Source organism: Kitasatospora sp. NPDC004614, assembly GCF_042873675.1.
In the GTDB taxonomy this organism is placed as follows: domain Bacteria; phylum Actinomycetota; class Actinomycetes; order Streptomycetales; family Streptomycetaceae; genus Kitasatospora.
Map to the genome: position 1 here is coordinate 23,672 of NZ_JBIALR010000023.1, position 19,580 is coordinate 43,251.

The 19,580-nt window shown below is 73.9% G+C and carries 22 protein-coding genes; 8 read left to right on the top strand and 14 right to left on the bottom strand.

Annotated features, from left to right (window positions below; genetic code table 11):
• Positions 1-63: 63 nt before the first annotated feature.
• On the top strand, positions 64-645 hold the full coding sequence (locus ACFYST_RS31905; RefSeq protein WP_387867423.1) for a GNAT family N-acetyltransferase: 582 nt from the start codon (positions 64-66) through the stop codon (positions 643-645).
• An 11-nt stretch (positions 646-656) separates the two neighbouring features.
• Here ACFYST_RS31905 and ACFYST_RS31910 read toward each other — a convergent pair whose 3' ends face one another.
• Positions 657-1,898: an acyl-CoA thioesterase/bile acid-CoA:amino acid N-acyltransferase family protein gene (locus ACFYST_RS31910; protein WP_387867424.1), complete on the bottom strand. Its 1,242-nt coding sequence runs from the start codon at positions 1,896-1,898 to the stop codon at positions 657-659.
• A gap of 296 nt (positions 1,899-2,194) precedes the next feature.
• Between ACFYST_RS31910 and ACFYST_RS31915 the strand changes: the two genes are divergently transcribed.
• Positions 2,195-3,037: an undecaprenyl-diphosphate phosphatase gene (locus ACFYST_RS31915; RefSeq protein WP_387867587.1), complete on the top strand. Its 843-nt coding sequence runs from the start codon at positions 2,195-2,197 to the stop codon at positions 3,035-3,037.
• Positions 3,038-3,114: 77 nt separating this feature from the next.
• Here ACFYST_RS31915 and ACFYST_RS31920 read toward each other — a convergent pair whose 3' ends face one another.
• On the bottom strand, positions 3,115-3,612 hold the full coding sequence (locus ACFYST_RS31920; protein WP_387867427.1) for an RICIN domain-containing protein: 498 nt from the start codon (positions 3,610-3,612) through the stop codon (positions 3,115-3,117).
• A gap of 223 nt (positions 3,613-3,835) precedes the next feature.
• Between ACFYST_RS31920 and ACFYST_RS31925 the strand changes: the two genes are divergently transcribed.
• Together ACFYST_RS31925 and ACFYST_RS31930 are read left to right on the top strand one after the other, a co-directional pair.
• Positions 3,836-4,288, top strand: coding sequence for a VOC family protein (locus ACFYST_RS31925; RefSeq protein ID WP_387867430.1), 453 nt, complete (start codon positions 3,836-3,838; stop codon positions 4,286-4,288).
• A gap of 272 nt (positions 4,289-4,560) precedes the next feature.
• Entirely contained in the window at positions 4,561-4,713 is a 153-nt protein-coding gene (locus ACFYST_RS31930) for a hypothetical protein (RefSeq protein WP_387867432.1), read from the top strand.
• A gap of 7 nt (positions 4,714-4,720) precedes the next feature.
• Here the strand turns inward: ACFYST_RS31930 and ACFYST_RS31935 are convergent, their stop codons facing one another.
• The gene (locus ACFYST_RS31935; RefSeq protein WP_387867434.1) at positions 4,721-5,707 is read right to left on the bottom strand and encodes an ArsR/SmtB family transcription factor; all 987 of its coding nucleotides are present in this window, start codon (positions 5,705-5,707) and stop codon (positions 4,721-4,723) included.
• An 82-nt stretch (positions 5,708-5,789) separates the two neighbouring features.
• Between ACFYST_RS31935 and ACFYST_RS31940 the strand changes: the two genes are divergently transcribed.
• Positions 5,790-6,980 carry an MFS transporter gene (locus ACFYST_RS31940; RefSeq protein WP_387867436.1) on the top strand — a complete coding sequence of 397 codons (1,191 nt, stop codon included), beginning with the start codon at positions 5,790-5,792 and terminating at the stop codon, positions 6,978-6,980.
• On the opposite strand, the gene ACFYST_RS31945 is transcribed toward ACFYST_RS31940, so the two are convergent.
• From ACFYST_RS31945 to ACFYST_RS31960, 4 genes are all read right to left on the bottom strand, one after another.
• Positions 6,967-7,293, bottom strand: a complete 327-nt coding sequence (locus tag ACFYST_RS31945) for a hypothetical protein (protein ID WP_387867439.1) — start codon at positions 7,291-7,293, stop codon at positions 6,967-6,969. The genes ACFYST_RS31940 and ACFYST_RS31945 overlap by 14 nt on opposite strands.
• A 21-nt stretch (positions 7,294-7,314) precedes the next feature.
• Positions 7,315-8,049, bottom strand: coding sequence for a DUF1775 domain-containing protein (locus ACFYST_RS31950; protein ID WP_387867441.1), 735 nt, complete (start codon positions 8,047-8,049; stop codon positions 7,315-7,317).
• A 10-nt stretch (positions 8,050-8,059) separates the two neighbouring features.
• Positions 8,060-9,487 (bottom strand): HEAT repeat domain-containing protein, encoded by a 1,428-nt coding sequence (locus ACFYST_RS31955; protein WP_387648462.1) that lies wholly within the window; start codon positions 9,485-9,487, stop codon positions 8,060-8,062.
• Positions 9,488-9,749: 262 nt separating this feature from the next.
• A complete protein-coding gene (locus tag ACFYST_RS31960; RefSeq protein ID WP_387867444.1) occupies positions 9,750-11,216 on the bottom strand; it encodes a hypothetical protein in 1,467 nt (488 codons plus the stop codon).
• A gap of 420 nt (positions 11,217-11,636) precedes the next feature.
• Here ACFYST_RS31960 and ACFYST_RS31965 point away from each other — a divergent pair, with 420 nt between their 5' ends.
• The gene (locus ACFYST_RS31965) at positions 11,637-12,797 is read left to right on the top strand and encodes an aminoglycoside phosphotransferase family protein (RefSeq protein ID WP_387867445.1); all 1,161 of its coding nucleotides are present in this window, start codon (positions 11,637-11,639) and stop codon (positions 12,795-12,797) included.
• Here ACFYST_RS31965 and ACFYST_RS31970 read toward each other — a convergent pair.
• The 4 genes from ACFYST_RS31970 to ACFYST_RS31985 form a co-directional block, all read right to left on the bottom strand.
• Entirely contained in the window at positions 12,794-13,963 is a 1,170-nt protein-coding gene (locus ACFYST_RS31970) for an acyl-CoA dehydrogenase family protein (RefSeq protein ID WP_387867447.1), read from the bottom strand. The two genes, ACFYST_RS31965 and ACFYST_RS31970, sit on opposite strands and share 4 nt — an antisense overlap.
• 56 nt (positions 13,964-14,019) lie before the next feature.
• Complete coding sequence (locus tag ACFYST_RS31975; protein ID WP_341869173.1) at positions 14,020-14,100, bottom strand: putative leader peptide; 81 nt, start codon at positions 14,098-14,100, stop codon at positions 14,020-14,022.
• Positions 14,101-14,107: 7 nt separating this feature from the next.
• On the bottom strand, positions 14,108-14,602 hold the full coding sequence (locus ACFYST_RS31980) for a hypothetical protein (protein ID WP_387648470.1): 495 nt from the start codon (positions 14,600-14,602) through the stop codon (positions 14,108-14,110).
• Between the two features lie 878 nt (positions 14,603-15,480).
• Positions 15,481-15,720 (bottom strand): DUF397 domain-containing protein, encoded by a 240-nt coding sequence (locus ACFYST_RS31985; protein WP_387867450.1) that lies wholly within the window; start codon positions 15,718-15,720, stop codon positions 15,481-15,483.
• 373 nt (positions 15,721-16,093) lie between these two features.
• Here ACFYST_RS31985 and ACFYST_RS31990 point away from each other — a divergent pair, with 373 nt between their 5' ends.
• Together ACFYST_RS31990 and ACFYST_RS31995 are read left to right on the top strand one after the other, a co-directional pair.
• Positions 16,094-16,528: a PTS-dependent dihydroxyacetone kinase phosphotransferase subunit DhaM gene (locus tag ACFYST_RS31990; RefSeq protein ID WP_387648674.1), complete on the top strand. Its 435-nt coding sequence runs from the start codon at positions 16,094-16,096 to the stop codon at positions 16,526-16,528.
• Between the two features lie 177 nt (positions 16,529-16,705).
• Complete coding sequence (locus tag ACFYST_RS31995; RefSeq protein ID WP_387867453.1) at positions 16,706-17,635, top strand: NAD-dependent epimerase/dehydratase family protein; 930 nt, start codon at positions 16,706-16,708, stop codon at positions 17,633-17,635.
• Positions 17,636-17,706: 71 nt separating this feature from the next.
• Here ACFYST_RS31995 and ACFYST_RS32000 read toward each other — a convergent pair whose 3' ends face one another.
• The 3 genes from ACFYST_RS32000 to ACFYST_RS32010 form a co-directional block, all read right to left on the bottom strand.
• Positions 17,707-18,186 (bottom strand): NUDIX domain-containing protein, encoded by a 480-nt coding sequence (locus ACFYST_RS32000; RefSeq protein ID WP_387867455.1) that lies wholly within the window; start codon positions 18,184-18,186, stop codon positions 17,707-17,709.
• Positions 18,187-18,210: 24 nt separating this feature from the next.
• Positions 18,211-18,807, bottom strand: coding sequence for a NeuD/PglB/VioB family sugar acetyltransferase (locus ACFYST_RS32005; protein WP_387867457.1), 597 nt, complete (start codon positions 18,805-18,807; stop codon positions 18,211-18,213).
• A 104-nt stretch (positions 18,808-18,911) separates the two neighbouring features.
• A complete protein-coding gene (locus tag ACFYST_RS32010; RefSeq protein ID WP_387867458.1) occupies positions 18,912-19,580 on the bottom strand; it encodes a sugar transferase in 669 nt (222 codons plus the stop codon).

The window sequence follows — 19,580 nt, forward strand, 5'->3', positions numbered from 1 at the left end:
CTGTTCCCGCCCGCACCCGGAAAAGCGTTTGCCGCGCCCGCGCCCGGGTGATCTGCTCGCCCGATGGACATCCGCCTGCGCACCGACCGGCTGACTCTCCGTCGCCTCTCCCCCGCCGACCTCCCCGCCGTCACCGCGCTGTGCGGCGACCCGGAGGTGATGCGGCACCTGGAGGACGGCCGCCCGATGCCCGCGGCGCAGGTCGCCGAGCAGGTACTCCCGGCGGTGCTCGACGAGTACGACCGACTGCCGGCCGGCCTCGGCTGCTGGGCGCTGGCCACCGGAACGGAGAGCTTCCTCGGCTGGGCCGCCCTGCGCCCGGCCCACTCGGTGGGGCTGGAGACCGGCCCGTCCGGCGGACTGGAGATCGGCTACCGCCTGCTGCCCGCCGCCTGGGGCCGGGGGTACGCGACGGAGGCGGCCGTCGCCCTGGTGCGCGCAGCGTTCACCGAGCTGAAGGCGGAACGGGTGGTGGGCACCACCATGGCGGTGAACTCCGCGTCCCGCCGGGTACTTGAGCGGGCCGGACTGCGCCACGTCCGCACCTTCTTCGAGGACTGGCCGGACCCGATCCCGGGCAGCGAGCACGGCGACGTGGTCTACGAGCTGACCCGCACCGACTGGGCGGCGAGCCACCCGGCCTGACCGGGCGGGCGTCAGGAGTCCAGGAACGCCAGGAAGTTCGACCAGGCCTGCATGTGCGCAGCCTGGTTCGCGGCAGCGTCGCCCCCGAGGTCGATCGGCGAACCGACGACGGGGGCCACGGTGCTCCCGGTGGGCAGGTACGGGATGCCGGCAACCGCGTGTCCGGCACCGGCGTGGAGCACGGCCTGCCGGTTCGGCGCCGCGGCGGTCGGGGTGCCGAGCTGGAGCGCCCACCGGGGCGACGGCCAGAGCCGGTCGCGCTCGCCGGCAACGGCCAGGATGGACGCGGGGGTCCGGTCCAGCGCGATCGGGCCGACCGGAACGGGCGCCCCGTTCAGCGTCCAGGCCGCCCCGTCCGGCAGCCCGGCGTTGACCTCGGCGGACGGCGCGTACACCATCACCCGCCGTACCAGGTCGGGCAGTTGGCCGGCCACCAGCAGCGCGAGCTCGCTGCCGCGCGAGTTGCCCTCCACCGTGATGTCGCGGCTGCCGGTCCGCTCGGCCAGCAGCCGGGCGGCGCCGACGGCGTACTCGACGGGGATGTTCTGCAGGGTGTCCGGCAGTCCGGGCAGGCCGAAGTAGGCGACGGCCAGCGCGGGGTGGCCGTGCGAGGCGAGCAGCGCGGCGGCGGCGACGCCCGAGTTGCCGCCCTCGGAGCCGCCGAGCAGCAGGACGGGGGATTTGGCGGGCGTTCCGGCGGGCGGCAGGTAGAGGGTGCCGGCCACGTGGTCGGTGGCGGGGTTCAGTTCGGTGCGGGTGACGCCGTCGGCGGTCCAGCGGCGGAGCACGGTGAATTCGCCGGTGACTCCGTCGTCGGCGACGGCGGTGATCCGGACCGGGAGGGCGGCCGCGTCGTCGGCGGCGGGTGGCGGCGGGCTGAACACGGTGTTGGCGCTGCCGTTGGTCGGCAGCATCGACCAGAACAGGCCCATCCCGTCGGCATGGTGGTAGGAGCCCCTGATGGGCGCGTCGCCCTCGAGGTGGACCTCGCCCCGGCCGTCGGCGAGGTAGACGGCGGTGGACCGCCAGCCGATGCCGGCCTGGTCCTCGGCCTCTGCGGTGACGGTCACTGCCTGGCCCGACGACAGTCCGGCCACCACCAGCTGCACGGGCCGGTCGGCAAGCGCTCGCCGGTCGTCGAAGAGAATGGTCAGACGGTGCGTTCCCGTCCACTTCGGCGTGCAGCCGGTCGAGCCGGTGAGCAGCAGCGCGGCCAGGGCGATGCCCAGGCTGCGGCGCGTTGTCCGGACCATTCGACCCCCCGTGTTTCGGAGCATTCTGCCCCCGGCATGAGTCCCCATCAAATGCGCCGGCCTCGAACTCTGCTGCCGCACCCGGAGGTTTGGGCACCACGACGACCCCCGCCCGTCCTCACCCGCTGGGCGTCGAACCCCTCCAGACACCCGGAGGAAAGGTCCGCGACACCTGGAGCCCCTATTGTCCGGGCCACACCGGTCCGAGCCCCGAGCCGCCGCCGGGCCATCTCACGAGCGAACAGGACTGACGCCATGCTGAACCACCGATCGATATCCGCGGGGTTTGTCCGGTGATCGACTGGTTCCACGGGGCCGTGCTCGGTCTCGTACAGGGTCTGACCGAGTTCCTGCCGGTCTCCTCCAGTGCGCACCTGCGGGTGTTCTCGGCCCTCGCGGGCTGGGACGACCCGGGCGCGGCGTTCACGGCGGTGACGCAGCTGGGTACCGAGTCCGCGGTGCTGATCTACTTCCGCCGCGACATCGGCGCGATCATCAAGGCGTGGACGCTGTCGCTGTTCCGGGCCGAGTGGCGGCGGGACCAGAACGCGAAGCTCGGCTGGTACGTGATCGTCGGCACGCTGCCGATCGGCATCATCGGCAAGCTGTTCCAGGACACCATCGAGACCACGCTGCGCGACCTGCGGCTGATCGGCACCACGCTGATCGTGTTCGGTCTGATCCTCGCCGTCGCCGACCGCTCGCGCGCGGTCCGCAACGCCCGCCCGATCAGCTCGCTGACCTTCCCGCACGCGCTGATGTACGGCGCCGCGCAGTCGCTGGCGCTGATCCCGGGCGTCTCCCGCTCGGGCGGCACGATCAGCGCCGGCCTGTTCCTCGGCTACAGCCGCGAGGCGGCCGCCCGGTACTCGTTCCTGCTGGCCATCCCGGCGGTGCTGGCCTCCGGCACGCTCGAGCTCTTCAAGATCGGCGAGGGCCCGGCACCTGCCTGGGGGCCGACCATTCTGGCCACCGTGATCGCCTTCGCGGTCGGCTACGCGGCGATCTCCTGGTTCCTGAAGTACATCTCGCACAACAGCTTCATGCCGTTCGTGATCTACCGCGTCCTGCTCGGCATCACCATCATCGGCCTGGTCACCGCGGGCGTCCTCGCCCCGGACGCGGGCGCGGTGCACTGACCTGCCACCACCCCCGGAAGGGGCGGGCCCCGGAACGACCGGGCGGCCCGCCCCTTTTCCGTGCGCGTCCGTGCGCGCTACTTGTCGTAGAGCATCCACCACTGGTGCAGTCGGCCGTCGGCCGGCGCGATGGTCACGGACTGGTCCGCCCCGTTGGCCTGAAGGACCATCTCCGGGTCCTCGTTGCTGGCGATGGTGCTGCGCTCCCGGTCGGTGTCGACCACCCACTTCTGGTACTCGTCGTCCGGGTCGCAGACCAGTTGGGTCACGGAGTGCCCGTCGCCGGCGTCCGCGATGCACTTCCCGTAGTGGCCGCCCTTGATGGTGTAGACGCCCAGGCCGTCGGACGTCTCGGCGACCTTGGTGAACGTCCAGTCCTGGTAGCCGAGTTCGGAGTCCCGGGTCAAGAAGGCGGCTCCGAGGTACTCGTCCAGGTTGGTGCCGTCGCTCGCGGCCTGGACGGACTTGCTGAACGACTCGCCCTCGGCCCTCGCCGGACCGCCTCCGAGGACGACGACGCCGGCGAGTGAGACCGCCGCCGCGAGGGTGGCGGCGGCCTTCCTGGTGATGTGCACTGCCTCTCCTTGTCCGAGCTGTTCGCGGACACCTGGGGCCCGGACCGGGCCCGTCCGCCCAGTCGCGAAGCTAGAGCGCGCACCACCGGTTCGCGCCCGCCGCGATCCGCGTCGCCCTGATCGGCCAGGCAATTCACCTGAGCAGCGCACACTGCCCGCCCGACACGCCGCCGCCACCTGCATTACTTGTGGTTCGATCAGGTGTGCGATTTGATGCGGTGCCATGACACTCGCTTGGAAACTGGTCGTTGACAGCGCCGACGCCTCCGCCATCGCCGAGTTCTGGGCCGCCGCCCTCGAGTACGAGGTCGAGGACCCCACCGCGCTGATCGACTCCCTGCTCGCCGCCGGCCGCCTCCCCGCCGCCGCCGTGCTCGAACTCCCGGACGGCCGCAAGCAGTTCCGCGGCTTCTCCGCCGTCCGCCACCCCGACGACCCGCACGACCCCGTCAGCGGCATCGGCAAGGGCCGGCGCATCCTCTTCCAGGACGTCCCCGAAGCCAAGTCCACCAAGAACCGCCTCCACCTCGACATCCACTCCGACGGCCAACTCGAACCCACGGTCGAGCGCCTGGAGTCCCTCGGCGCCAAGCGCGTCAAGGAACACGACCAGGGCCCGGTCGGCCACTGGTGGATCATGCTCGACCCCGAGGGCAACGAGTTCTGCGTCGCCTGACGTCCCGCCACCCCGCTCCTGGTGCGGCCCGCCGGCACGGACGGGCATCCTCGCGCTGTGCGAAGATGCCCGCCATGACGACGACTTGAAGAGCGCCCGGCCGCCGCCCGTACTGGCTGAAGGTCCACCCCTGGGAGCCCCGCCACGACGGGGACCGCTACCTGTGCGGTGACTGCGACGCCCCCGTCCGCTCGTACCTGTACCGGCTCCACCCGCCCGAGTCGTCCGGCTACGAGCGCTGCGTCCGGCTCGGCTGGTGTGCCGGTTGCCGGGTGTACTCCACCGCGCTGGTCTTCGTCCCGCGCGGGCGCGTGCTGACCGATGCGCTCGCCGGCCTTCCCGCCGAGGAGCGCGAACGGTTGCTCCGCAAGGAACACCTGCTGGTGGCCCACCTGGCCAGGCTGGATCGGACACAGACGCCCTGACGGCCCGTCACAGCCCCGGCTGCCCGTCCGCGAGGTGGTCGCCGAGCGGGGTGCGGTGGTAGAGGACGCGGCGGCCGAGGCGGGTGCGGTCGACCAGGGCGGTGTCGCGCAGGACGGCGAGGTGGCCGCCGACGGTGCCGACGGACTGGCCCATCAGGGTGGCGAGTTCGCTGGTGGTGGCGGGGATGTCGAGGTGGCGGAGGATCGCCGCGCGGCCGGCGCCGACCAGCCGGGCGAGGGCCTGGTCACCGGCGGCGGGGGGGCCGGGTACGCCCGTTCCGCGGGCGGGGTAGACCAGGGCGTGCGGGCGGCCGGGTGCATGGCACAGCCAGGAGCTGCTGCGGGAGCTGACCGGGACGAACAGCATCCCGTCCGGCCCGACCACCTGGTCCGGGCCGGGCCGGTCGCTGAACCGGATGGCGTCGGCGCCGACCCACGCGGTGCGTCGGCTCATCAGGTGCAGGGCGCGCGGCCAGCCGTGCGCGGCGAGCAGTCCGGCCCGGTGGGTGACGTCGCGCTGCAGGACGGCCCGGCGGGCCGGCCACTCGGCGGCGAGGTGGGTGTCCCAGACCGCGCGGAACAACTCGGCGACCCGCGCGCCGTGTTGGCGTCCGGCGAGCCAGTCCAGGTGCCGGTCGCTCTCCCAGCTGTGCGCCAGCGACAGCCGCAGGCTCTCCCGCACCGCCTCGTCCGGCACCCGCGCCGCCTCGGCGAGTTCGGACTCCAGGGTGGTCTCCATCCCGCCGCCGGGCGGCACCACCAGATGCTCGGGAAGCCACTTCGTGGCCGAGATCAGCCCGACCAGCCCCCGCGCGTACGGGTCCGCCCGCAGCCGGGCGTGGAACTCGACGCGATGCCGGGCGTGCCACTCCGGATGCCACGAATCCGCTGCGGGGCGGGCGAGTTGGACGATCGCGGCGAGCGTCTCGGCGAACGGCGACAGCGCGAACCGGGAACGCGACAGCGCCAGCGAGTCCAGTCGCAGCATCACCATGGCGAACGTCCGCCCCTTCCTGAGCTTTCGTCGGTCGCCGAAACGATAGAGGCCCGGCGGTGCGGCCTCGCACACTCTGCGGGTGCTTCCACCACTCCTTCACCACCCCGGTTTCCGCTGGTTCTTCGCCGGCCGCGCGATCTCCCTGCTCGGCAGCGCGATGGCGCCGGTGGCACTGGCGTTCGCGGTGCTCGACGGCTCCGGCCGAGCCACCGACCTGGGCGTCGTCCTCGCGCTGCGGACGCTCCCCCTGCTGGCGTTCCTGCTGCTGGGCGGCGCGATCGCCGACCGCCTCCCGCGCCGCACCGTCCTGCTCGCCACCCACCTCGGGGCCGGCCTCACCCAGGGCCTGGTTGCGGCACTGCTGCTGACCGGCCACTACGCGCTCGGCCCGATCGCCGCCCTCGAGTTCCTCAACGGCCTGCTCACCGCGTTCACCTCGCCCGCGCTGGTCGGCGTGCTGCCCGAACTCGTCCCACGTGAGCAACTGCGGCCCGCGAACGCCCTGTTGGGCATCGCCGCCAACGGCAGCAAGGTACTCGGCCCGGCACTGGCCGGACTCCTCGTGGCGGGCGTGGGCGCCGGCTGGGCGGTGGCGGGCGACGCCCTCAGCTACCTGCCCGCCGCGCTCTGCCTCGCCCGCCTCCCGGCCGGCCGGATCCGCGCCCAACGGGCGTCCCTGCTACCGGAGTTGCGCGAAGGCTGGACGGCCTTCCGGCGCACCCGCTGGATCTGGTGGACGACCTGGTCCTACTGCGCGACCAACCTGCTGCTCACCGGCCCGTGGCAGATCCTCGGCCCACAGCTCTCCGGCCCCGCCCTCTGGGGCACCCTGCTCGCCGCCCGTGGCACCGGCCTCCTGCTGGCGGGCGCCGCCCTCTACCGGCTCGCCCTCCCCCGCCTGCTCGCCGCCGGCCAACTCGCCGGCCTGACCCTCCCGTTGCCCCTCCTCGCCCTCGGCCTGCACGCCCCCACCCCCTGGCTCCTCGCCGCCGCCCTCACCGCCGGCCTCGGCAGCGCCCTCGCCACCACCGCCTGGGACACCTCACTCCAGGAACACCTCCCACCCGACCTCCTGTCCCGCGTCTCCTCCCACGCCGACGTCTTCTCCTACCTCGCCATCCCCCTCGGCCAGCTCGCCTGCGGCCCCCTCGCCACCCACTACAGCCCCCACCTGCTAGCCACCACAGCCGCCCTCACCCAGGCCACCCTGACCCTCCTCCCCCTCCTCTCCCCCCACGTCCGCACCCTCCCCCACCTCAAACCGGCCTGACCACAACCCCGAACCCCGCTCCGCAGTCCGGACAGGCTGAACTCCCGCTCGTACAACCGGGCTGGGGGCCGTCGAGTTGGTCCGCCTCGGCCGGTCGCACCGGCACCGCATGCGTCGTCCCGTCGTGGGCGGCCGCGATCTGCGCCAGGCGGGGCAGCGCCGCCCAGCTCGCCGGGTACGCGGTGTCCAGCTGCGGGCACAGGTGGTCCATCAACTCCGGCCAGCGGGCGGCCGGGTCGGCGGCGAAGCGTTCGAGTAGCGCCGGTAGGTGGTCCGCCGGTCCGCAGGCGTCGGTGAGCAGTGACCAGTCCATCAGTGCGGCCGTGCGCGACAGCTACTTGTCGCGGCGGGAGGACCTGCGGCGCACCGCGAAGGCGATCAGCGTGCCGAGCACCACGACCGCGGCGAGGCCGCCGAGGACGATCGTGGTGATGCTCTCGGTGTCCTTCTCGGACGCGACGGGCGTGCCCGAGGCAGTGGCGGACACCGACGGCGCGGTGGCGGACGGCGCGGTGGCGGACGGCGCGGCGGAGTCGCTGGCAGCGGCCGAAGGCGTCGCGGCAGCGGGAAGCGGGGTGGCTCCGGCGGCGGCCGGGCGGAGGGCGAGGACGGGGGCCGGGTGTTCCGGCTTGCTGTCGCCCTGCGGGAGTTCGATCCACCGGTCGGTGTGACCGTCGGAGTAGTCGACCAGGGTCTTGAACACCACCGAAGTGGCGGCGGGGAGTTGACGCACCTTCACGGAGAACTCCGCGGCCGCGCCGGGCGCGAGGGCCGGCCCGGCGACCGTCCAGCCGTCGGCGGTGGGGGTGAATGCCCAGCCGTCGGGGGTCTTGACTGAGGTGATGTCGGCGGGGGCGAGCCCGGCGGGCAGCGTGACCTTGAGGTCGGTGATGCCCGCCGTGGAGGACTCGCCCTCGGCGGAGAAGGTGACGGTGGCATCGACGCTGAGCGCCTGCGCGGTCGAGGTGTTGACCTCGACGTGGGCGGCGGCGCCGCCGGCCGCCCCGAGGAGCATCCCTGCGGTGAGGAGGGCGGTCAGGGCGTGGCGCGGAGCTCGCGGTCGCTGCATGGGCGTGACTCTACCGGTCGCGGGCCGTCAGACGGCCGCGAACGGCGGCATGGACCTCGGCTTCCTCGGCGGGGTCGGCGGCGAGTCGGCGCAGACGTTCGAGGACGCGGGCGTCACCGGTGGTGGTGACGTGGGTGGCGGCGAGCTCCCGGGTGGATTCCTCGCAGTCCCACAGGCATTCGACGGCCGGGCCCTCCCCGAAGTACGGGTCGGTGACGGCGAGTGCCTGGGCGGCCCGGCCGCGCAGTTCGGAGGAGGCCGCTTCGCCGTAGACGTGCCGCAGGGCCGGCACGGCGGCGGCGGCGCGCAGTCGGCCGATGCCGTCGACGAGGCTGCCGAGGGCGGTGCCGGTGACACCGTTCAGCGAGATCCATTGGTGGAGTGCGGCGACCACCAGCGGTGCGTCGCACGCTTCGCCGGCGTCGGCGAGGAGGCGGACGGCGGCCTGGCCGAGGGCGCTGTCGGCACTGCCGGTCGCCGGGTCGGCCCAGCGGCGGGCGTGCTTGAGCGCCTCGGGACCTCGCATCCGGCCGAGCAGTTCCAGCGAGGTGGCGACGATCCGGTGGTCCAGGTCGGCGGCGGCGGTCTCGATGTATTCGGCGGCGGCCGGGTCGCGTTGTTCGACCAGGTGCCGGAGGGCGGCGCAGCGGGCGCCGGCGGGGCCACCGGCGGCGGCCTCGTGCAGCAGTGCCGCGTCCTCGGGTCGGACGACGGCGGTGAGGCAGCGGGCGGCCGCGGCGGCGCGCCGGGCGAGGGCGCCGGGTTCGCGGCCTTCGCCCTGGTCGGCCCAGGCGAGGACGTCGGCGGTGGACCAACCGGGCGTGACGCCGGGGCGGTTGAGTTGCCGCTGCCACAGGTCGAAGGGGGACTGCTCGCTCGCGGTGGCGATCCGCGGGTGGTGGACGGCCCACAGCCGCCAGACCCGTGGCTCGTACGCGGCGCGGATGGCTTCGCGCAGTTCGGCGTCGCCCTCCGGACCGGCCGGGAAGCGGCGCAGGACGGCGGGAGCCAGGGCGAGCAGCGCCTCGTCGGTGTCGCGCAGGGCGAGTTCGTCGAGGGCCCAGGCCCAGTTGGTCCCGGTGGTGGTGTAGGCGCGCAGCAGGTCGAGGGCGTCGCGGCGGCCGTAGCCGGCGAGGTGGCCGAGTACGGCCAGGGCGAGGCCGGTGCGGGCCTCGTCGGTGTCGGTGGCGTCCTCGGGGGAGGTGAGGTGGAGTTCGAGGCCGGTGAGGGGGGCCTCCAACTCCATGTAGAGCCGCGCGTAGTACAAGGAGCGGTTCTCGACCTGCCAGTCGGCGCGGGGGTCGTTGGTCACGCAGCTCTCGACGGCGGTGATCGCCTCGTCGCGGTCTGCGGCCAACGCATGCAGCTGCCCGTCCCCGCGGCCTCTCTGGAGGAGGCCGAGGAGGCTGGCGCTGGGCGCTATCACTGGCTCGAACATGAGGTCAGCATCCGTTGCGGCGGTCGTCAAGGCAACGGGATTTCCGTCGCCGGGGTCGGTTGGCACAGCTCAGGCGCCCGGGCGCCGGAATCACCGAAGGTTACCGCCTGGGGGGACGATCCGCACACAGGGCAACGGATTTCCGCAGGTACGGCCAGTCCGAGCCGGTTCCGTCCGTACCGGATCGACCGGTTCCGGACGTGGGGTCCGCGCGCCGGGCGCGTGCCACACACTTGTCACGCGCCCGTCACGCACCGGCGGCTCAGATCGGCCGGGGGTCCCGGGGCGCGGGCAGTGCGTCGCGGATCCGTTCGCGCAGTTCGGCGACGGCCGGCAGGCCCTGATGGCGTTCGGCGAGCCGGTCCATCTCGCGGAGCCGGTCCCAGGTGCGCTTGGAGGAGGTCTGGTCGATCCCGTCGAGGACGCTGTTCGCCTGCGTCACGGCCGCCTCGGGTTCGCCGGCGATCCAGTGCGCGGAGGCCAGCGTGATCCGGTCGAGCAGCGCGGAGCGTTCCCGGCCGGTCTTCTGCCGCAGCCGGACGGCCTCTTGCGCGTGGTGGACGGCCAACGGGACGGCGCCTGCGTCGTGTTCGGCGAGGGTGCGGTGAACGAGCGCCTGCATGCCGTGCATTTCGGCCTCGTCGAACAGCTGCATCCAGCCGGGGGCGGGCCGGTCGGCCTCCTGGACGAAGAGGTGTTCGGCCTCGCCGAGGGTCCGGCGGGTGGCGTCGGAGCGGCCGAGCGAGGCGTGCGCCCAGGCTTCGACGGTGCACAGCATGGCGCGGGTGCGGGGCAGTGCGCCGTCGGCGGGGCGGGTGCCGGCCCGGGCGAGCTGCATGAGTTCGAGTGCCTCGTCGGCGCGTCCGAGGTGGAGCATCTGGCGGGCGGCGCGGGAGACGGCCTCGGCGGCCCGGGGGCGGTCTTCGGCCTCCCGGGCGGCCTGGGCGGCGATCACGAAGTAGCGCTGGGCGGTGGGTTCGAGTCCGACGTCGTGGGACATCCAGCCGGCCAGTACGGCGAGGTTGGCGGCGACCGTCCAGAGCCGGCGTTCCAGGGCGGCGGGGTGGCCGTGGGTGAGCAGGCCGCCGACTTCGTTGAGCTGGCCGACCACGGCCTTGCGCTGGAGTCCGCCGCCGCGGGAGGCGTCCCAGGCGCGGAACACCTCGACCGAGCGTTCGAGGGCGGTGACTTCCTCCTCGCCGACCGGGCCGGCTTCGTAGACGTCGGCCACGGGGCCGGCGCTCCGGGTGCGGGGGCCGCTGGCGGCTTCGGCGGCCGCGCCGCCGGTGAGCCAGTCGTGCAGGTTGTCGGCGATGACCGCGCCCGCCGCGAGGGCTGCGGAGGCGCCGACCAGTCCGCGTCTGTTCAGCATGAGGTCCATTCCCGTGAACTCGGTGAGGACCGCGGCCGTCCGATCCGGTGCCCCGGGTTCCGTCGGCGGTGGTGCCGTGCTGCCGGACCTGGCGGATCGGTGCCGTTCGAGACCTAAGTCCTCAGTGGTGACGACACGGCCGAGCCGCTCGGTGAACACCGCCGCCAGCACCCTCGGCACCGGGTCGCGCGGGATTTCGCCCTGCTCGATCCAGCGCCGGACCCGGGAGGTGTCGGTGGACAGCTGCTGCTCGCCCAGTGCGGCACCCCGCCGGTTGACCAACCGTGCCAGTTCGCCCTTCGACCAGCCGGTCAGTGCGAAGTGGTCGGCCAGTCTGCTGTTCGGCCCCCTGCTCAAATGAGCCCCCAGGTTCATCGGCTGGCTCACGACCCTAGTGGCTCTGTCACATGCCAAGCGACCATTCGCCAGGGTTCGCCAGGGTCCGCTATGTGGCGTGCCAGTGCCGATCGGGTGTCAGGTAGGTATGCGCCACCCCGACTTCGCGTCGGAACGGCCCCCGACCGGCCCGGATGTCGACCCGACGGCCGGTCAGGAGCCGGTCCCAGCCGCGTGGTTCAGGGGGTGGCGCAACCGGGTGGCGCGGGGGCACCGGGCATGGCACGGACGGTCGGAGCGTACGCATTTCCCCAGGGTGCGGACGGTTCGCCGGGTCCGGCTCCGTGCCCGGCGCCCGCTCCCCACCCGGCGGCCCGACCCCAGTCGTGTCCGGGCCCCGTGAAGCTTTGCCGCCGGTCAAGGAAGGACCCTCACCCGCCCATGTACTCCACAGCCAGCACCGGTACTCGACCGACCGCCCCGATCGGGGTGGACGGCGCGGCCGCGCGCCCGCCACGCTCCGGTCTGCGCCCCCCGACCGCCGGTGCGGGCCGTCCCGTGCCGCGCACCGTGGAGCTGCGCGACCCGCGCGGGCGCACCACCCTGGTGACCCGTCCGATGCCGGAGCAGACGGGCCGGCTCGGCCGTCCGATGCCCGGGCGGGGCGTCGAGGCGTTCGTGGACCGGGTGGATCCGGCCGCGCTGCAGACCCCGGCGGTGCGTGCGGTGCTCGCCAACGTCGCGCGGATATGTCCCGCGTTCCTGCCCCGGCAGGTGCTGCGGGAGGGCAGCCGGCACATCCTGATCGCGGGCACCATCGGCCGGGCCCCGGTGGTGGCCAAGTGCCTGGCGCCGGGGGCGCTGCGCGGCCCGCAGGCGGCACAGCTGATGGACCGGTTCCACCACGAGGTGGCGGTGTACCGGGCGTTCGTGCGACACCGCCCGCCGGTCCGGCTGCCGCGCCTGGTGGCGGCCGACCACGACCGCTGCGTACTGGTGCTGGAGCGGGTCCCGGGCCGTCCGGCGGCCCGCGAGCGGCACCCGGCGAACGCGCCGACGCCGGGCGAGGTGCGCGCGGTGCTCGGCGCGGTACGCACGCTGAACCTGTGGCGGCCGCCGACGGACGTGTTCGACCAGCCGCTGGACTACCAGACGGAGATCGCCCGCTTCCACTCGCTCGGCCTGCTGACCGACCGCGACGCGGGCGACCTGCGCGGCCTGCTGCACGGGCTGTCCTCCGTCCCGCGCCAGCTCTGCCACGGCGACGCGCTGCTGGGCAACGTGCTGCTGGCCCCGTCCGGCCCGGTCCTGCTCGACTGGGAACAGGCCGGCTGGTACCTGCCGGGCTACGACCTGGCGGTGCTGTGGAGCGTCCTGTCGGGCGACACCGCGGCCCGCCGCCAGATCAGCCAACTCGCCCAGTCCGGCGGCACGCTGGCCCGGGACGCGTTCCTGGTCAACCTGACGCTGGTACTGATGCGGGAGCTCCGGATGCACGACCTCCCGGGCGCGGGCGAGGAGCAGCGGATCATGATCCGCCGGCTCTACGACGACGCGTCCCTGGCCCGCCGCGCGGTCCGCGCGGCGGTCGGCACCCGCTAAGCCGTCCCCAACAGGGCTTCGCCGAGGGCGTCGAGGACGGCGTCCTCGGCGGGCAGTTGGGTGCGCAGGCCGAGGGTGTCGCGCAGGTGGCGCTCCAGCGGGTGGCGGCGGTCGAGGCCGGCGCTGCCGGTGAGGGCGAGTGCCTGCTGGACGGTGTCGGCGGCGGTGCGGGCCGCCAGCAGCTGGACGGCGGGGGCGCGCCCGGCGGCGGCCGGGTCGGCGTCGATGCGGGTGGCGAGGCCGTGCACGAGTTCCTCGGCGCCGGTGAGCCGGGCGTCGAGTTCGCCGATCGGGCGGCGGTGTGCGGCGCTGCCGCGCAGGTGTCCGGCGGACCAGTCGAGGGCGGCCCGGGCGGTGCCCAGCAGGACGGCGGCGAGGGCCAGTTGACGCCGGGCGGCGGCCAGCGGGTGGCCGGCCGGGGCGGGGGTGCGGGGCAGCAGGACGGCGTCGGTGCCGACCCGGGCGCCGTCCAGCAGGACGTCGTGGCCGGCGGCGGCGCGCAGGCCGAGTTGGTCGGCGGCGGGGTCTATCTCGAGTCCGGGGCTGTCGGCGCGGATCAGGAACAGGCCGGTGCGGGGCCGCTGTTCCTCGGTGCGGGCTTCGACGGCGAGCCAGGCGAGCGCTTCGGCGCCGGGACACTGCGCGGCGCGGCCGCTGAGTCGCCAGGCGTCGCCGTGCCAGTGGGCGGTGACGGCGGGCGGCCGGCCGGGGGCGGCGCGCAGGGTGCCGACCAGGGCGGGGCCGCGGCGGGATTCAGTGAGCAGCCGCCGGTAGAGCGCGGCGGGCCAGGGCGCGCCCGCGGCCTGTTCGGCGTGGTGCAGCAGGGTGTGCGCGGTGAGCAGCGCGACGGACGCGTCGCCTCGGCCGAGCCGCGCCAACACCCGTACGGTGTCGGCGAGTCCGGCGCCGGGTCCGCCGTAGCGGTGGCCGACGGTCAGGGTGAGCAGCCCGGCTTCGTGGACGGCTTCGATGCCCTGGTACGGGAAGGTGCCGTCGCGGTCGTGTTCGGCGGCGCGGGCGGCGAGCAGGTCGACCACCCGGGGCAGCCGGCCGAGGGCCCGTTCGAGGGCGGTCTCGTCCCGGCTGTTCGCAGAATCGGTTCCGCGTGCGGCGTCGGTCGGGCTTCCGGCGGCGACGGCGGGGGTGTGCGCGGGGGTGCGGGGCATGGCGGCGGTCCTCCGGGCGGGCGTGGTCGGTCGGGCGGTCCTGGACTCGGGAAGGGTCAGGACGCCGGACAGGCCGCGCCGGCGGTGCGCCGGAGGTCCACGTGCAGGCGGCGGGTGAGCAGCAGTGGCCGGGGCATCGCGCGCCTAGTCCTGCTGGAACATCTCCGCCGGAAGCGGCTTCAGGAGCTGGTAGAGGTCGTCCGAAATCGGCCGGTCCCAGGAGGCGATGGTGACCTGGACGTCGTCGCTGCGCCCGAACTGGGAGCAGTACAGGCGCCCTTCGCTGACCTTGACCTTCCGGACGATCAGCAGGTCGTCGCCGAGCATGACCGGGAAGTCCTCGGCGGAGACGAAGTCCACCGGCTCGTCGTTCTCCAGGGCGGCGAGCAGCTGCCGGACCTCGAAGGGCACGCCGTCCTCGCTCTCGCGGGCGGGTGACCCCTGCGGGACGTTGCCGATCAGCATCGCGGGGCCGCGGCCACCGAGCAGGTCGTAGCGCAGGAAAATGCCTTGGCAGGATCCGTCCGGACCGGCCATGATCATGGCCCCGAACAGGCCGGGCCAGTCGCCCGGGTCCATCGCCAGGACGTCGAAGTCCGGGCCGGCGGGCTGTCCGGAGCGACGGCGGAGAAATGACATGGGCCCATCGTACGTGCCCGGTGGGCGGGGGCAGGTGAGTGGGTCCGCGATCAGGCCGGGATCTACGCTCAGGGACCAATGTTGACTCTGAGCAACCGTCCGGGCTACGTTCGGTTCAGCACGACGGCCGCCCCGGGCGAGATCCACAGGGTGCGGCTTGTCGCAGCGTGCCTTGCGCGCATTCCCTCACTGCGCACGCGGTCGTGTGAACGTCAGTCGTGTGAACTCACAAGCACCATTTGCTGATTCAATCGGTCTTCCAACTCTTCGCCGCTGCGGGGAGCCTGCGCGACGCGGAAAGCGTCGGAGCGGCGGACGGACCGGGGGAAGCGGCACACAAAAGCCATAGGAAACACCGAGCCAGGTCCGCGGGGGCCCTCCCGCCGTCGCGTTCGCGGACCTTGCCCGGATCACCGCCGCGTGGGGGCGTGCGGAATCCGGGTTTTGGCCCTGCCGGGGAGTAGCTCTTCCCGGTCGGGCTCGCTCCCGTCGCGACGGCTGCCGCACTCTGTGCGGTTCTGGGTGGGAGGGCCCGTCATCGGCGCCGGTGACGGGCAGCACAAGCGGGCGCCGTGCCAGACCGCGTGGGGGCGGTCGGCACGGCGTCTGCCTGCTCTTACTCTCTGGCAGGCTTGTCGGACAGTCAACAAGTTTCGGCCCATCAGAACTCTTTTGTAACCTCGGAGTATGCCCGCTCGTCACCTTCGCGAGCGGTTTCGACGGGTGCGGATCAGGGCAGTCCGGGCGTACCGGTCACCTCCGAAACGGCCGAAATCCGCCCGCGTGCGGCCGAATTCGACACCGGGGGGGCCGAATTCGGCCCGGTGGGTGCCGAGTTCGGCCACCGCACGGGGTGCCGGCGCCCTCGTCGGCCGTCGTCAGCCCTGGGTCTGCCGGCTGGGGTCGAATTCGCCGTCCCGCGCGCCGAGGACGAAGGCCCGCCATTCGGCGGGGGTGAAGATCAGCGCCGGGCCGTCCGGCTCCGCGCCGTTGCGCATCGCGATGTAGCCGTCGACGAAGGCGATCTGCACACCGTTCGGGTCGTCGTTCGCGGACTGCCACTCGGCTCCGCTCACATCCAGCTCGATCTTGCGCCGGTCCGCCGCCTGTGCCGCCATGGTGGTGCTCCCTCCGCTGCCGTACCGGCCCTTGCCGATCTGTGCCGACAGCCGACCCGTGATCGGTCTCTGTCGGTGTTCGAGCGGCCAGCCTAGCCATCGCGGGCGGCGGCTTCGGCGGATCGCGCCGGGTCTGCCCCGCGGGTGGTCGAGATGGTCCGATCCGGCCGTGTCCGGCCGACACCTGTGCTAAAGGCAGGCCACGGGGGCCCGTTCGAGGTAGGGATGGGTGGCGATCAGTCAGCCACACACCGGGGAGCAGCCGATGGACCAGCGGGACGGCAGCCGCGCCGACGTCATCCCGATCACCACCGCGCCGTCCGCCCCGGCGGCGGGCACCGCGACCGGCACGCTGCCCGCCCCGACGCCCACGGTGCCGCGGCCGTCGCGGCCGGCCGGGCACGGGCGGGTCGGCGTGGTGCTGGTCTCGCACAGCCACGAGGTGGCGGACGCGGTGCGGGCGCTGGCCCTGGCGGTGGCGGAGTCGGGCGATCCGGCGCCGGTGGTGGCGACCGGCGGCTCGATCGCGGACGGTCTGGGCACCAGCGCGGTGCTGGTGGCGACGGCGGCCCGGCGGGTCGACCAGGGCCACGGGGTGGTGGTGCTGTGCGACCTGGAGAGCGCGGTCGACACGGTGCTGGCGCTGCTGAGCGAGGCCGACGAGCACCTCCTGCCGTTCCCGGTGCGGTTCGCGGACGCGCCGTTCGTGGAGGGCGCGGTGGCGGCGGTGGCGACCGCGACGGCCGGCGGCGATCTGGCGGCGGTGCTGAACGCGGCGGAGGAGGCCGGGCGGCGCCCGAAGCGCTGAAACCCTCCGTGCGGCTGCCCGTTCTCGGCCGGTCGTCGTACGGGATTGTGGCCGATGGGTCGGTTTGGGTACGAGTGACCGGGTTTTCGGCCCGGTGGGCCCGGACGCGCGGCTAGAGTCGGCGCATCGGCCCGGTGGGGGGATCCCCGGGGCCCGGCGGAGGGGTGGTGTGCGGCGATGCGAGTGGTGATCACCGGCGGGGCCGGGTTCATCGGGGCCAATCTGGCCCGGGAGTTGACGGCCCGTCCGGAGGTGTCGGAGGTCCGGGTGGTGGACGACCTGTCCACCGGCAGCAAGGCCAACCTGGCGGGGGTGGACGTCACGCTGTTCGAGGGCACCGTCCTCGATCCGGCGCTGCTGGACGCGGCGTTCACGGGGGCGGACGCGGTGGTGCACCTGGCGGCGCTGCCCTCGGTGCCGCGCTCGGTGGCGGCGCCGCTGGCCAGCCACCACGCCAATGCCACCGGCACGCTGGAGGTGCTGGAGGCGGCCCGCCGGGCCGGCGGGCTGTACGTGGCGGCGGCGTCCTCGTCCTCGGTGTACGGCGCCAACCGCGAGTTGCCCAAGCGCGAGTCGATGCGCACCGCGCCGATGAGCCCCTACGCGGTCTCCAAGCTCGCCACCGAGGCGTATCTCGGGGCCTACCACCACTGCTACGGCCTGGGCGTGCTCCCGCTGCGTTTCTTCAACGTCTTCGGCCCGCTCCAGCCCGCCGGCCACGCGTACGCCGCCGTCGTCCCGGCCTTCCTCGACGCGGCGCTGCGCGGCCGGCCGGTGACGGTCCACGGGGACGGTCTGCAGAGCCGCGACTTCACCTATGTCGGCACGGTCGCGCAGGTGCTCGCCGAGGCGGTGCTGCGCCGGGTGGTCAGCGCCGATCCGGTCAACCTGGCGTTCGGCACCCGCACCACCCTGCTGGAGCTGATCGCCCTGCTCGGTGAGGCGCTGGGCGAGCCGGTCGCCGCCGAGCACGTCGATCCCCGGCCGGGGGACGTCCGGGATTCCCAGGCCGACAACTCCCGCCTGCGCGAGCTGTTCCCCGACATACGGCCCGTCCCGCTGTCGGAGGGCCTGCACCGCACCGCGGCCTGGTTCCGGGCGCCCTGAGCCGCCGCCCGGCGCGAACTGCCACCCCGGGGTGCGCCGTTGCGCGCTCCGGGGGCACGGCGGTCAGCCGGTCAGGATTCGCCCAGTTCGAAGTACGCCGTGCTGTTTCCGGCCAGCGCCAGCTCGATCCGTTTGCGTGCGGACGCGTCCAGCTCGGGCAGCGCGTCCGGGTGGAACCAGCCGACCTCGAGCGATTCGTCGTCGTTCACCCGCGCCTCCCCCGCCAACGGGCGGCAGCGGAAGGTCAGTTCCAGGTACTGGGCGTGGTCCCCGTTCGGGTACTCGATCACCGGCGAGACGGTCACCGAGGTCAGCGCCTCCGGCAGCACCGTCACGCCCGTCTCCTCCAGGCACTCCCGCACCGCCGCGTCCGCGGGCTGCTCTCCCGGATCGACGATCCCCCCGACCAGCGACCACTCCCCGTTGTCCGCCCGCCGCCCGAGCAGCACCCGCCCGTCCTCATCCACCGGCACCACACCGACCCCGGACAGCCACAGCGGCCGGTGGCCCACCAGTTCGCGCAGCTCGGCCAGAAACACAGGAATTCCCATGCCCAGGAGCCTAACCGGCGCCGATCAGGGCATCGGCCGGGCCGGGGCGCCGATCACGGTGGTGCGCGCCGGCACGTCGCGGGTGACGACGGCCCCCGCGCCGACGAACGCGGCGGGGCCGACGGCGCGGCCCTGGAGGACAACGGCGCCCGAGCCGACGGTGGCGTCGTCGTGCAGCAGGACGGCGCCGGAGACGTTCGCGCCCGGGTAGACGGTGACGCGGGCGCCGAGGCGGGCGTCGTGGCCGACGGTGGCGTTGTAGTGGACCTGGCTGTGCGCGCCGAGGACGACGCTGCTGGAGACGTGCGCGCCGCCCATCACCAGGCAGCCGGCGGCGAGTTCGGTCTCCGGCGCGACGATCGCCCGCGGGTGCACCAGGGTGGCCGGGCTGCCGCCCGCCGCGTCCAGCAGCAGGGCCAGCCGGGCCCGCACCGCCGGATCGGCGATCCCGATCAAGTACGGGGCCCCGGAGGGGAGTTCGCCGGGCTTGCGAACGGGCAGCCCGCGCACCCGCTCACCCGCCAGCCGGTCGTCCAGGAACCCGGCGACGGGCACACCCGCCGCGATCGCGACGTCCAGCGCCTCCCGGCCGACCCCACCCGCACCCGCGATCCACAGCATCCCGCCCCGCCTCCACTCGCACCGACTGCCCCGGACCATACGGCAGACCGGACGGCCGCGGGGTGAGCCGCTGCCGCCCGGCCGCACACGCCGAATCGTTTTTGTCAGCCGCGCAGCTCCTCCCGGGCCAGCCGGGGCGCGGCCGCGGTGGCCTGTCGCGGCAGCACCACCCGCGGCACGGCCGGGGCAGGCGCCTCGGCGGGGACCGGGAAGCCCGGGTTGACGCCGCCGGCCGCGGTGATGCCGGTGGGACGCAGCAGCATCCTGGCGGTGCCGACCAGGATGCGCAGGTCGAGCAGCAGGGTGCGGTGTTCGATGTACCAGAGGTCGAGTTCGATCCGTTCGGGCCAGCTGATCGAGTTGCGGCCGCGGATCTGCGCCCAGCCGGTGAGGCCGGGGCGCAGCGCGAGGCGGCCGCGTTGCCGGGGTGAGTAGTGGACGACCTGTTCGGGCAGGGTGGGGCGGGGGCCGATGACGCCCATGTCGCCGCGGACGACGTTCCACAGTTGTGGGAGTTCGTCGAGGCTGGTCTTCCGCAGCAGCGCGCCGAGGCGGGTGATGCGCGGGGCATCGGGCTCGTCCGGGTGGCGTTTGTCGCGCATGGTGCGGAACTTGAGGATGCGGAACTCCTGGCCGTGGCGGCCGGAGCGGGTCTGCCGGAAGATCACCGGTCCGCCCATGGTGGCGCGGATCAGGAGGGCGATCACCAGGCCGAGCGGGACGGCGATGATCCCGGCCAGTGCGGTGACCGCGAGGTCCCCCCCTCGCTTCAT

What these genes read in the sequence shown, in the direction of transcription:
- ACFYST_RS31925 (WP_387867430.1), top strand. Translation starts at nt 3,836, where the DNA reads ATGACACTCGCTTGGAAACTGGTCGTTGACAGCGCCGACGCCTCCGCC.
- ACFYST_RS32005 (WP_387867457.1), bottom strand. Translation starts at nt 18,807, where the DNA reads ATGCTGTGGATCGCGGGTGCGGGTGGGGTCGGCCGGGAGGCGCTGGAC.
- ACFYST_RS32000 (WP_387867455.1), bottom strand. Translation starts at nt 18,186, where the DNA reads ATGGGAATTCCTGTGTTTCTGGCCGAGCTGCGCGAACTGGTGGGCCAC.
- ACFYST_RS31985 (WP_387867450.1), bottom strand. Translation starts at nt 15,720, where the DNA reads ATGGCGGCACAGGCGGCGGACCGGCGCAAGATCGAGCTGGATGTGAGC.
- ACFYST_RS31950 (WP_387867441.1), bottom strand. Translation starts at nt 8,049, where the DNA reads ATGCAGCGACCGCGAGCTCCGCGCCACGCCCTGACCGCCCTCCTCACC.
- ACFYST_RS31945 (WP_387867439.1), bottom strand. Translation starts at nt 7,293, where the DNA reads ATGGACTGGTCACTGCTCACCGACGCCTGCGGACCGGCGGACCACCTA.
- ACFYST_RS31970 (WP_387867447.1), bottom strand. Translation starts at nt 13,963, where the DNA reads ATGCCCCGCACCCCCGCGCACACCCCCGCCGTCGCCGCCGGAAGCCCG.
- ACFYST_RS31910 (WP_387867424.1), bottom strand. Translation starts at nt 1,898, where the DNA reads ATGGTCCGGACAACGCGCCGCAGCCTGGGCATCGCCCTGGCCGCGCTG.
- ACFYST_RS31955 (WP_387648462.1), bottom strand. Translation starts at nt 9,487, where the DNA reads ATGTTCGAGCCAGTGATAGCGCCCAGCGCCAGCCTCCTCGGCCTCCTC.
- ACFYST_RS31995 (WP_387867453.1), top strand. Translation starts at nt 16,706, where the DNA reads ATGCGAGTGGTGATCACCGGCGGGGCCGGGTTCATCGGGGCCAATCTG.
- ACFYST_RS31905 (WP_387867423.1), top strand. Translation starts at nt 64, where the DNA reads ATGGACATCCGCCTGCGCACCGACCGGCTGACTCTCCGTCGCCTCTCC.
- ACFYST_RS31965 (WP_387867445.1), top strand. Translation starts at nt 11,637, where the DNA reads ATGTACTCCACAGCCAGCACCGGTACTCGACCGACCGCCCCGATCGGG.
- ACFYST_RS31975 (WP_341869173.1), bottom strand. Translation starts at nt 14,100, where the DNA reads ATGCCCCGGCCACTGCTGCTCACCCGCCGCCTGCACGTGGACCTCCGG.
- ACFYST_RS31980 (WP_387648470.1), bottom strand. Translation starts at nt 14,602, where the DNA reads ATGTCATTTCTCCGCCGTCGCTCCGGACAGCCCGCCGGCCCGGACTTC.
- ACFYST_RS32010 (WP_387867458.1), bottom strand. Translation starts at nt 19,580, where the DNA reads ATGAAGCGAGGGGGGGACCTCGCGGTCACCGCACTGGCCGGGATCATC.
- ACFYST_RS31935 (WP_387867434.1), bottom strand. Translation starts at nt 5,707, where the DNA reads ATGGTGATGCTGCGACTGGACTCGCTGGCGCTGTCGCGTTCCCGGTTC.